General features: G+C 38.8%; 8 protein-coding genes. 7 read left to right on the top strand and 1 reads right to left on the bottom strand.

The genetic code is table 11. The features are described from left to right. Positions 1–70: 70 nt before the first annotated feature. The 7 genes from LU635_RS00080 to LU635_RS00110 all read left to right on the top strand — a co-directional run bounded on the left by LU635_RS00080 (position 71) and on the right by LU635_RS00110 (position 9,486). The gene (locus tag LU635_RS00080) at positions 71–1,411 is read left to right on the top strand and encodes a glycoside hydrolase family 88/105 protein (RefSeq protein WP_240095149.1); all 1,341 of its coding nucleotides are present in this window, start codon (positions 71–73) and stop codon (positions 1,409–1,411) included. A 130-nt stretch (positions 1,412–1,541) separates the two neighbouring features. Further along, a complete protein-coding gene (locus tag LU635_RS00085) occupies positions 1,542–2,924 on the top strand; it encodes a TolB-like translocation protein (protein WP_240095150.1) in 1,383 nt (460 codons plus the stop codon). 9 nt (positions 2,925–2,933) lie between these two features. Further along, entirely contained in the window at positions 2,934–3,248 is a 315-nt protein-coding gene (rhaM, locus tag LU635_RS00090) for an L-rhamnose mutarotase (protein ID WP_240095151.1), read from the top strand. A gap of 81 nt (positions 3,249–3,329) precedes the next feature. Continuing rightward, positions 3,330–4,904, top strand: coding sequence for a rhamnogalacturonidase (locus LU635_RS00095; protein WP_279343840.1), 1,575 nt, complete (start codon positions 3,330–3,332; stop codon positions 4,902–4,904). Further along, positions 4,894–5,955, top strand: coding sequence for a family 43 glycosylhydrolase (locus LU635_RS00100; RefSeq protein WP_240095152.1), 1,062 nt, complete (start codon positions 4,894–4,896; stop codon positions 5,953–5,955). Before LU635_RS00095 ends, LU635_RS00100 begins: the two co-directional genes overlap by 11 nt. 43 nt (positions 5,956–5,998) lie before the next feature. Beyond that, on the top strand, positions 5,999–8,689 hold the full coding sequence (locus LU635_RS00105) for a hypothetical protein (RefSeq protein ID WP_240095153.1): 2,691 nt from the start codon (positions 5,999–6,001) through the stop codon (positions 8,687–8,689). 35 nt (positions 8,690–8,724) lie between these two features. Next, positions 8,725–9,486, top strand: coding sequence for a GDSL-type esterase/lipase family protein (locus LU635_RS00110; RefSeq protein WP_240095154.1), 762 nt, complete (start codon positions 8,725–8,727; stop codon positions 9,484–9,486). A 13-nt stretch (positions 9,487–9,499) separates the two neighbouring features. On the opposite strand, the gene galB is transcribed toward LU635_RS00110, so the two are convergent. After that, the gene (gene galB / locus LU635_RS00115) at positions 9,500–11,938 is read right to left on the bottom strand and encodes a beta-galactosidase GalB (protein ID WP_240095155.1); all 2,439 of its coding nucleotides are present in this window, start codon (positions 11,936–11,938) and stop codon (positions 9,500–9,502) included. Positions 11,939–11,950: the final 12 nt, after the last annotated feature.

Raw genomic sequence — 11,950 nt, forward strand, 5'->3', positions numbered from 1 at the left:
GATAGAACGGGACAGATTTCTAATGTTAGACAAGTATCTTACTAAACTTTTATAATAACCTAAAATAAAAATGATGAAATATAAGCAGTTTCTGTTATTGTTTGCCGGGGTATTTTTTCTGGTATCATATAATGTTAATGGTCAGGTTACTGATGCAAATACCCCATTACATCTTTTAAAACCGGATTATCCTACACTCTATAGTGCACCGGAAATAGTAGAGGTCAAGGAGGTGCTGGACAGGGTTTACAAGTTTTTGGACAAAGCTACTCCTGCAGGTGTAATTAGTTTAAAAGATAGCTCTGAGGTTAAAGATTTTAAAAATCTGGATGGGAATATAGCATTTGCGCCAGCATCTTTCCGTTTAACAAGTTATGAATGGGGAGTCACTTATGCAGGAATGTTACTTGCTGGAGAGGCTACCGGCAAAGACTATTTTAAAGAGTATACATACGATAGAGTATCATTAATTGCAGAGATAGCTAACCAGCACAGAGGTAAATCCTTTAAAAGTTCTCCGGTCCATTCCGTTTTGCAGCCGGGAGCTTTGGATGATTCAGGTGCGATTTGTGCGGCTATGATTAAGGCGCAAATCCAGGGACTAAATGCAAATTTAGACCCGGTCATTGAGAATTTCATAGATTATATAAGTAACAAACAATTCCGTTTTGAAGATGGGACCCTGGCAAGAAACAGGCCGCAGGATAATACCTTATGGCTTGACGATTTGTTTATGAGTGTGCCTGCTCTTGCACAAATGGGAAAACGGACCGGAAATAAGAAATATTTTGATGATGCTGTAAAACAGGTTAAGCAATTCTCTGAAAGAATGTTTAATGAAGATAAAGGTTTATACATGCACGGATGGGTGCAGGCAATGGAAGAAAGACCTCAGTTTCACTGGGGAAGAGCCAATGGCTGGGCAATTATGGCTATTGTGGAATTACTGGAAGTGCTGCCAAAAGATCATTCGGGGTATGACTATGTATTGAGCCAGCTACAGGCTCACGTAAAAGGTTTGTCTAAATATCAGGACGGAACGGGATTCTGGCATCAACTTATCGACAGGAATGACACATACCTGGAAACTTCAGCTACCGCTATTTTCGCCTATTCCATACTCAGATCTATCAATCGTGGCTATATAGATAAAATGTCTTATTCACCTATGGCTATCTTAGCCTGGAATGCAGTTTCTACAAAGGTAAATGAACAAGGCCAGGTTGAAGGTACCTGTGTTGGAACAGGAATGGGGTTTGATCCGGCTTTTTACTACTATCGCCCAATAAATAAATATGCCGCTCACGGTTATGGTCCTGTTTTGCTTGCCGGAGCGGAGATGATAAACCTGTTAAAAGCAAACGATTTTGAAATAAACGACAGTTCACTTCAGCTTAAAGTAAATAAGTGAAAATTTTAAAGGCTTCACTTAATCCTTTTTTCGTCTGTATTGTTTTTGGAACATACCGGGCACTGGATCAGCATAACGAAGTTGATTAGATATTAATTAAAATTAGATTAATAACGGTAAAACTAGAGAAATGAAATTCAGCTTCGTCATAATTACTATAATTTCAGTATTTACAATTTTTCCGGTATCAGCACAAATTGGAAAAAGATTTCCTTCGGAAAGAAAAATAGTTAAAGATCCGGTCACCGGAACTGAATTAATTTTTTTGACCAGTACGCCGGCAGGTGATTCCAAAATATATCCAACACATCCACAATGGACAGCTGATGGCAATTGGCTTATTTTTCGCTCTAATAGAGTTAAAGGGGAAGCAATGGCAGTGAACGAAAAAACAGGGGATCTGGTACAGGTTACAGAAGGAGGATATTCCGGAATGCTGAATATTGCTCAAAATTCTATGAAATTATATTATATGCGGCCAGTTGGAGAGTGGGACGGAAATTGGCGCAGCAAACGTTCTCTTGAAATAATAGAAACCGATTTAGCCGGGCTTTTTGCCGATAGTGAGGCATGTAAAATGAAATCTGCCGAAACATACCAGAGAGTTTGCGGCATCACTCCTGAAGAGATGGGGGCAGGTGGAGATATGGCTCTGGATGCAGATGAAAACTGGGTCTATTTCAGGGTAGGTAAGGAAGAAGCGGAAAAACATCTGGATCCGGATGTTACCATAGAAGAAAATTTTGGTCCGCGTAATATGGGGGCAGGTCCTGGGGGAATTGCCAAAATGAACGTTAACACCGGCGAGATTCAACATGTAGTTTCAGTGCCTTTTCAGGTAGGACATATCCAGGCAAATCTATGGAACCCGGGAGAAATAGTATTTTCCTGGGAGACTGGTGGGAAATCACCACAAAGAACATGGAAGGTTATGGCAGATGGTACTGGCTTACGTCCCCTTTATCCTGAAGCCGATTATGAATGGGTAACTCATGAAGCGGTTATTTCTAAAGATGAAGTGGCCATGGCCATTATGGGGCACAGAGATGTTGATATTGAAGAACATCCTCTTGAAGAAGCAACTACCAGCACTGCAGTTAGAAATCCGGAAAATCCCGGACAGGAAACAAGCTGGGGACCCTCCGGAACCAGGGAAAAACCTACAGGTCTTGCAATTGTTAATCTGAGAACCAGGGAAATGGTCATTGCCGGGCAAACTTCCAAAGGGAGTGGATTGTGGCATGTACATGGTTCACCCGATGGCAGATGGGCAGTAGGTGACGATTTTTCCAGAAGTCTTTATCTTATAGACAGGAATAATAGGGAAATGAAAATGCTTACCACTGGTCATAAACAAACCGCAGCAGATCATCTTCATCCAACTTTTAAACCGGATGGTACAAAAATACAGATTCAGTCTGCCATGCTTTCTGAAGATGGGAGATCAATGAATATTGTAATAGTGCCTGTTCCTGAAGAATGGTTGCAAAGAACATATCCCAGTAAAATTTAAATTTAAAGAATGGAATCCAAAGCTTTTAAAATGAAACTCCTCCCGGGTTTTGAAAAAGAATATAAAAAAAGGCACGATGCAATCTGGCCGGAATTAAGCCGGCTTCTTGCGGAAAAAGGCATTTATGATTACAGTATTTTTCTTGATGAAGAGACTTTAACGCTTTTTGCAGTACAAAAAATTAAAGCAGATGCTGAAGTAGATAAACTTTTTGACGAACCGGTATTGAGAAAATGGTGGGATTATATGGCCGATATCATGGAAACCAATCCGGATAACTCCCCGGTTGAAAGACCCTTGAAAATGTTATTCCATATGGACTAAACAAGATTATGGTCTAAGTTTCCTAATAAATAAATATTTAAAAGATACTGAATGAATATAAGTAGAAGAATTCCTCAAAATATGAAACATTATTTCCTTTGTCTTTTTATTGTACTTACCTCAATGCTAAGTTTTGCTACAGAAAAACACAACATCAAGGATTATGGAGCTGCAGGAGATGGTAAAACGCTGGATACTGAAGCAATTAATAAAGCCATTATGGCAGCGGCAGAGGATGGTGGTGGTATGGTTTACTTTCCAGCAGGCACTTATCTTAGTTACTCCATTAGATTAAAAAGTAACATCCATCTTTACCTGGAAGCCGGAGCTGTTTTAAAGGCGGCAGGGAAGAATGATGGAGGAGTTTATGATGATCCAGGAACAGGTGCAGGGAATGAATATCAGGATTACGGGCATAGTTACTGGAGAAATAGTCTTATTTGGGGAGAAGACCTTAACAATATTACTATTTCCGGTCCCGGAACTATTCTTGGGGAAAATTTAAGCCGGGGGTTTTATGATTATCAGAGATGGGATGAAAAAGGAATTCCGGCGGGAAATCTGATGTGGGAAGGTGGAGGAAATAAAGCCATTGCCCTGAAGCTTTGTACAAATGTAGTTCTGAAGGATTTTACCATCATTAAAGGCGGCCATTTCGGAATACTCGCCACCGGGGTGGATAATTTTACAATTGATAATCTTAAAATTGACACGAACCGGGATGGGATAGATGTAGATGTGTGTAAAAATGTTAGAATTTCCAACTGTACGGTGAATTCTCCTAACGACGATGCAATTGTACTAAAAAGTTCCTTTGCGTTAGGCTACGCCAGAGCTACTGAAAATGTAACCATAACCAATTGCCAGGTTTCAGGGTATGATGTAGGAACATTAATTGACGGTACTTTTAAAACTGAAGAAGGGCACCTGGTACCGGATCAGGAGGGACCAACGGGTAGAATTAAATTTGGAACCGAATCCAACGGCGGGTTCAAAAATATCAGTATCAGCAATTGTGTTTTTGACCACTCACGGGGTCTAGCTCTGGAGACAGTGGATGGAGGTTTGCTTGAGGATGTTACCATAAATAATATTACCATGCGGGATCTTACAAATTCTCCGTTTTTCCTTCGTTTGGCTGGAAGAATGCGTGGGCCCGAGAATACAAGTATTGGAGAATTAAGAAGAGTAAATATTAGCAACATCAATGTTTATAATGCCGATTCGCATTTTTCCAGCATTGTGAGTGGAGTTCCTAACCATAAAATTAAGGATGTGCGTTTCAGTAATATTAATATCTGGTACAAACCACTTGATTCTGCAAAAACTCAAATACAGAAAGTGGTTCCTGAACATATTGAAACCTACCCCGAACCAGCAAAAATGGGAATTATGCCTTCTTATGGTTTTTTCATAAGACACGCACAAAATATTGAAATGCACAATATCAATATTTACCATTTAGGAGAAGAAACAAGGCCAGCGCTAATTTTTGATGATGTTGATGAAGTAGAATTATTTAATGTAGATGCTCAAAAAGCTAAAGGGGCACCAGTGCTTAGAATTAAAGATTCTGGAAATATGGAAATATTAGGTAGTAAAGGCCTGGAAGAGCAAACAATACGCAATATAACTACAGGAGATTATGGGACTTGATAAAATAAGTGTGGAAACAAATATAATATATTCGGGAAAAGGTCCTTATTTTCTGACTTTTTTCTTACTGGCCTTATTCTTTATGCCTGTTATGGCCCAGGAAAATAAATCTGGAAACCTGGCTGAAAAACCCTTATACCGCGATCCGGTTTTTGACGGTGCTGCAGATCCGGTTGTGATCTGGAACCCCGCAGAAGAAAAACATTTTATGTTCTATACAAATCGCCGCGCCACAGCTGACACCTTGCCGGGAGTGAGTTGGGTACATGGAACAAAAATAGGAATTGCAGAATCGGAAAATGGTGGAGCCACCTGGGATTATAGGGGAACGGCAAATATCAATTATCCCCTCCTGGAAGATTCTGAAGTTACTTACTGGGCGCCAGATGTAATTGAACACAACGGAAGGTATCATATGTATCTTACTATCGTGCCAGGGGTTTTTGAAGATTGGTATCATCCACGAAGCATAGCTCATTTTACAAGTGAAGATCTGCTTAATTGGAATTATGAATCGAGTTTGGAACTTTCTTCAGAAAGGGTTATTGATGCCAGTGTTTTTAGGTTGCCTGATGGGAGCTGGCGTATGTACTATAACAATGAGAATGATGGAAAGTCCATTTATTATGCGGATAGTGAAGACCTGTACCATTGGCAGGACAGTGGAAAAAAGGTAATTGGTGACAGGGGAGAAGGTGCGAAAATTTTTACATGGAAAGGAAAGAATTGGTTGATACTGGATAGTTGGGATGGTCTAAGTGTTTACCATTCAGAAGATTTTGAAAACTGGGAAAAGCAGCAGCGAAATATTCTAAAAGAACCAGGCTCCGGGAAAGATGATAAGGTGAAGGGAGGACATCCGGATGTGGTGGTGAAAGGAGATCGGGCGTTTGTGTTCTACTTCACCCATCCAGAGAGGACACGGGAAAATAAGGAAGTGGATAATTATAAAACAAGGAGAAGCTCAATCCAGGTGACCGAACTTCAATATAAAGATGGAGAAATTTTAGTAGACAGGAATAAAGAAATACGTATTAATTTAAAAAGGTGATTACTTTCCTCTACATATTTGGGAACATGAAACATTAAAGGTTATGAAAGTACTGATAAGTAATTTTATCTTCAAAAAGCAGTTTTATCCATTTTTCCTCCTTCTATGTTTGCAGAGCTGGGCGCAAGAAGAGAACCAGGCTCCCGTGAACGTTAATATTTCAGCAACTTTAGTAGAAAGGCAGCCTTCGTATAGATGGTTTGGCCATGAGGAACCTAATTATACATATACGAAAAACACGAAAAATTCTACTGATAAACCGGTAGATCATCCGCATGAAACAGGATGGCTTTTTAGTACAGCTGCTGTAGGAGAAAATCTTAAAGATACCCAGATCTGGAGAAATGATATTTATGATTTTACTGATTCAAAAACTGGGGATTTTAGTATTCATTACGCTGTGGATAAGCAAGATATTGGAGCGGTTGGTTTTACCCCGGGTATGTTTTTAAATAATTGGTCTCTAGATAAGGAATATCAATTAGAAATGTGGCTAAAATTTCAAAATGCCTCAAAAATAGACGGCCTTAGTCTTGCTCTTATAGATACTGAAGGACGAAGAGCTGTTATATCTATTGATAAGGATAAAGAGCTGACCTGGCTCAGATTAAAAATTCCAATAAATTCGCTTAGAACACAAGCTAATTTTAATTGGAAGGAAATTAAATCACTACAGCTGGAAGGGAATTTTGAAGAAGGCTTTGAAATATGGTTTGATGGAGTAAAATTTACTTCTTCAGATTCTGAAGAAATTGGTATTACTGACAAAAATATTGTTCAAAGAATGGCTGAAGCCAAGGCTACCCGGTCTTCAAGAGTAAATATGGCTTTTGAGAAAGCTAAAACAGATGGATCAGAAAAAGACCTGAATACTTATTTCGCTAAACTCTGGCTCGGAGAAGATTTGGATGAAGTTAATCAGACTCTTTTGGAAATTTTCACCACTGAAGATCGTGAACGGCAAAGGGCCTATTCTATACACGATGACTGGAGTCTGAATTTAAAACCGATGCTCCTACGAATGTATTTCAATTTTGGTTCGACAAGTAAAGTTCTTCCTGGTAGACTAGAGAAACAAACAGAAGAAGCTTTACTGGATTTGCTTTGGGAAAAGACAAAACTGATCAATGATATTCACCTGGCCCGCAAAAGTACGTGGTGGCTCATAGGGAGCGAAAATCATGATATAAATGCTAAGGTAGCCGCTCTGCTAACTTCGCAGATTTTCAAAAATAAACCTGAATTTTCCAGTCGTAATTATCCTGATAAAGGAAAGGGTGGAGGAAGTGGTTATTGGTTTCACCAGATGTATGCAAATTCTTCTAACAAAGGTCCTGAAGGAAATGCGAACTGGGCCGATGGGAAACAATATAATGCAGAAGACCATTATAAGGAATGGGTGAAATTTTGGGATGAATATATTTCGGAAAGAGCCAAAAAAGGTTTTTTTCTGGAGGTAGCTTCCCCAAAATACATGAAGCACACCATTCCTTTCCTTATGAATATTTATGATTTCTGCGAAGATCAAGCCCTGAAAAAAAAGATGGGGATGTTTCTGGATTTAATATGGGCGGAATGGGCACAGGATCAGTTAGCTTCAGTTAGAGGCGGTGCGAAAACGAGATGGGGTTATGAAGAGAGAACCCCAATGTGGGAAGCCTCACGTTTTTATTTAGGTGGTCCCGGGGATGCCAATCATAATTGGTATTCCCAGGCGCAAAGTTCTTACGAATGGCCGGAAGCGGTCTGGAGACTAGCTTTAAACCGAAAGGGAAAAGGGGAGTATGCTTACAGTTCCAGAAAGCCTGGTGAAGAACAGCCAGAATTGCAACCAAGACCAGATGGTCTGGAAAGAACCTTAGCAGTAGATACAGAGGCGAGATTGCATCGATATAGCTGGGTTACTCCAGATTATATTTTAGGAACTCAAATGGATCATCCTTTGGCTCTTCAAAGTCATTTAAGCGCACAAAACCGATGGCAGGGTATAAATTTTGTTTCTGATATCAGCGCTTTTATAGCCCCCGTAGGAATAGAAATTAAGGAAGATGGAGAATGGAAAAGGACGGATGCTTTTTACAGAAGTGTTCAACATGAAAATATTCTAATTACTCAGCAGAATAGGAGATGGATGCAACAGCAGCCATCATGGTATCCTTCCAAAAATATTTATGAAAGGGAATTTGGTATCTGGTTTCACGGTAATTTGGATACAATAATTGAGCGTGATGGATGGGTTTTTGTAAATGAAGGAAATGCTTACGTGGCATTGAGGCCATTGATGGGTGAATATGAATTTAATCCTGAAAATTGGGGAGGCACCGGGAGTAATGATTTATACTCTCTTATTAGAACTGATACTTACGATTGGAATGAAGACAAAACATTCCTGAAATTTAAAGACAAGTTTAGCCCTTTAATAATCGAAGCAGGCATAAAAGAAGATTTTAACGAATTTAAAGATTTTCAGAATTATATATTGCAGAAAAGCCTGAAATTGCAGAAAACAGTTGCTCCTGGGTGGTATATTCTAAGGTACGGTGATGGTACTGCTGAATCAGCAGAGATTTATTTCAATGCTTCCAACAATGAAATTCCCAAAGTGAATGGTAAGCATATAGATTACATTCCCAGAAATACTTTTAAAAGTCCGTTTATAAAAAGTGCATACAATAGCGGAATCATTGAAATTAATGTGGATGGTTTAAGAGAGGTTTGGGATTTTAATGAGTGATCGCAAAATAGATCCGGTTAATATAAATTATGAAAATGAAAAAAGCTCTGTTTATAACCCAATTATTTATTTGCACAATTCTACTTTCAAGGCCTTTAAGTATGGTTGCTCAGGGAAATGATGCTGAATTATATCCTACTGATTCCATAGTTTCAAAATACCATAATGACTGGACACAAAATCACTATCGAAAAAGAATAGAAATCTTCCGGAAGAATCCACTTCAATATAATGAAATCGTTTTTATAGGGAACAGTATAACAGAGCAGGGTAGAGATTGGGGTGATAAATTCGGAATGAGTAATATTCGAAACAGAGGTATATCGGGAGATCTAACAGACGGAGTTTTAAAAAGACTTGAAGAAATCGTTCATTTTGAGCCAAATGCTGTTTTTCTATTGATTGGCATCAATGATCTCTTTAATATGTATCATAAGATAGATAACGCTCGTAATTTGAAATATGACAAAATAGTTCCTTCAGTAGCTTTTATAGGTAAAAACATACTGGAGATTTCGAAAATAATTAAAAAGGAAAGTCCTTTAACTAAGGTTTTTGTACGTACAGTACTGCCTACCCAAAGAGAATTTTTGAAGGATGATATTATTAAGCTGAATAATATAATACGGGAAAATGAAAATAAAGGATATTATAAAGTTATTGATCTTTATAAGGGTTTTGTGGACCGAGATGGATTTCTGAACAAAAAATTAACTATAGATGGAGTGCATCTATCCCCTGAAGGTTATACCAAATGGGTGGCCCTGGAAAAACCTATTTTAAAAACGCTGAACTAAATATTACTTTTTATCATATTTCAGAATCTTTCGCTTCAGCTGTTAGAGTTATTTTTCCATCTTTCACTCCTTTTCCTTTTACCTTAAGGTCTATTTTACCAGTTTTTTCGTTTGATTTGACCAGCACCACTAATTTACCACTAAAAGCTTTCATGGTTGGTAAGTGGAACATTTCCAGAGAGGTAGGGTCTCCATTACAGGCCGCACGATATTCACCGGCTCCGCTTACCTCAAAATTTAATTGAATTGTAGCATTTGGGCATAAATTTCCGTCCTTGTCTACTACCGAAACCGTTACAAAACTGATATCTTCACCGTCAGCGATGATTGTATTTCTATCTGCTTCCAGCTTCAAATGATGAGGTTTTCCCGCGGTAACCACTTCTTTTTCTATCGCTGGTTCTCCGTTCTCATCATAAGCAATGACCTTTAATTTACCAGGTTCATAAACAATGTCTTTCCACATTAATCTATAACGTTCTAAGAGTGAATCCTTTTTCTTTTCCCTAATTCCCTGACTTTTTCCGTTGAAAAATAATTCAGCTTTATCATAATTCGTGTAAACAAAAACCGGCGTAACCTCACCTTCACGGCCTTCCCAGTTCCAATGGGGGAGTATGTGCAGGGTTTCATCTTCAGTATTCCATCTGCTTCGATATAAATAATACCGGTCTTTAGGTATCCCAGCCAGGTCAACCATTCCAAAATAGGAACTTCTGCTAGGCCAATAATTATCATAGGGAGTAGGCTCTCCTAGATAATCAAAACCTGTCCATACAAATTCACCTAAAACCCAGTCATGATCATCCTGTTCTACAAAATCCACTTCGGGAATATTAGACCAGCTGCAGTATTCCAGATCATAAGAAGAGGACTGCATATCGGGATAGGTCATATTATATCCTTTTTGAACGGGAAACTTGTATATTCCGCGTGAACTTACAGTAGATGCTGTTTCTGATCCCAGAATAAAGCCCTGCGGAAATTTTTCGTAAGCCTCATCATATAAGTGAACACGATAATTTAAGCCTGGAATGTCCAGAACTGAACCAAAGCCACTTTCCATTACTGCTTTAACCTGGTCCATTCCAACAGTTACCGGTCTGGTTGGGTCTTCCCGGTGAAATATATCCTGTAGCCAATGCAAACGCTTTACACCTTCGCTTCCATGCTGATCCGGCACCTCATTTCCTGCACTCCACATCACGATACTTGGATGATTTTTTGTCGCTCTAACCAGGTTTTCTACATCTCTTTCTGCCCATTTATCAAAATGTTTATTGTACCCATTTTGAACTTTTGGTCTTTTCCATTCATCAAAGCTTTCGGCAATTACCAGGAACCCCATTTCGTCACATAATTCCAGTTGTTCTAGCGAAGGCATATTATGGGCAGATCTTATGGCGTTACATCCCAAATCCTTCAAAATCGATAGTTGTCTTTTCAGGGCTGCCCTATTGATCGCTGTTCCCAGGGGTCCAAGATCATGGTGTAAACAAACCCCTTTAAATTTCGTGACTTCGCCATTAAGCTTAAATCCTTCAGTAGTATATTCAATTTCCCTTATTCCGAAGTTTATCTCCTGCTGATCTTTTAATTCTTCATTCTGAAACAATTTTACCTCAGCCGTATATAGATAAGGATTTGATGGAGACCATAACTCCGGGTTATTTACCTTAATATTTTGTTCAATTTCATCTCCAAATTGCTGGCAATTGGAATTAGTTGCAACTGTCTTTCCTTCAATATCTTTAATGATGGTTTCTACACAGATATTGTCGCCGTTAACCTTTGATTTAATTTGAACCTTAGCCATATCTTCATCGATAATTGGAGTGGTAATTGTATGTCCCCAATGCTGAAAGGATACCGGGTTTTTGGTTATTAATTGCACCTTCCGGTATAGCCCCGCACCCGGATACCATCTGGAAGATCTTGGTTCGTTTTCCAATCTTACAGCAATAATATTCTCTTCGTTTATTTTGAGTTTGTCGCTTACATCAAAATAAAAATAACTGTAACCGTAAGGTCGACCTCCAATTTTCTTACCATTTAGAAAAACCTCTGCATTACTCATTGCACCATCAAAAGTTAAAAGTAATTGCTTTCCCTGCGCTGATTCTGGAACCTTTAATTTTGTCCTATACCAGCCGGTACCAATAAAAGGAAGCGCTCCGGTTCTACCTGTTTTTTCGGTAGCTTTCTCTTCATTGTTCTGTTCAATTTTTACAACCTGTTTATCTACCTCTTTATCAAAAGGACCATAGATTGCCCAGTCGTGCGGGACGATGACTTCCTGCCATGAGGAATCATCGAAATTAGTTTGATAGGCATTTTGATTTTCTCCCTGATAAAACTTCCAGCTTTCCAATTCCTGAATTTCACGAGTTTGAGAAAATAAGTAGGTTTGTGCGATTAAAAATAAGAGGGAGATATAGAATTTCAGATTCATGCTAATAATTCA

The sequence above is a fragment of the Christiangramia crocea genome, assembly GCF_022410465.1.
Taxonomy (GTDB): Bacteria; Bacteroidota; Bacteroidia; order Flavobacteriales; family Flavobacteriaceae; genus Christiangramia; species Christiangramia crocea.

Bases quoted from the DNA above. Each gene is read 5' to 3' on its own strand.
- LU635_RS00080 (WP_240095149.1), top strand. From the start codon at position 71: ATGATGAAATATAAGCAGTTTCTGTTATTGTTTGCCGGGGTATTTTTT.
- LU635_RS00085 (WP_240095150.1), top strand. From the start codon at position 1,542: ATGAAATTCAGCTTCGTCATAATTACTATAATTTCAGTATTTACAATT.
- rhaM (WP_240095151.1), top strand. From the start codon at position 2,934: ATGGAATCCAAAGCTTTTAAAATGAAACTCCTCCCGGGTTTTGAAAAA.
- LU635_RS00095 (WP_279343840.1), top strand. From the start codon at position 3,330: ATGAAACATTATTTCCTTTGTCTTTTTATTGTACTTACCTCAATGCTA.
- LU635_RS00100 (WP_240095152.1), top strand. From the start codon at position 4,894: ATGGGACTTGATAAAATAAGTGTGGAAACAAATATAATATATTCGGGA.
- LU635_RS00105 (WP_240095153.1), top strand. From the start codon at position 5,999: ATGAAAGTACTGATAAGTAATTTTATCTTCAAAAAGCAGTTTTATCCA.
- LU635_RS00110 (WP_240095154.1), top strand. From the start codon at position 8,725: ATGAAAAAAGCTCTGTTTATAACCCAATTATTTATTTGCACAATTCTA.
- galB (WP_240095155.1), bottom strand. From the start codon at position 11,938: ATGAATCTGAAATTCTATATCTCCCTCTTATTTTTAATCGCACAAACC.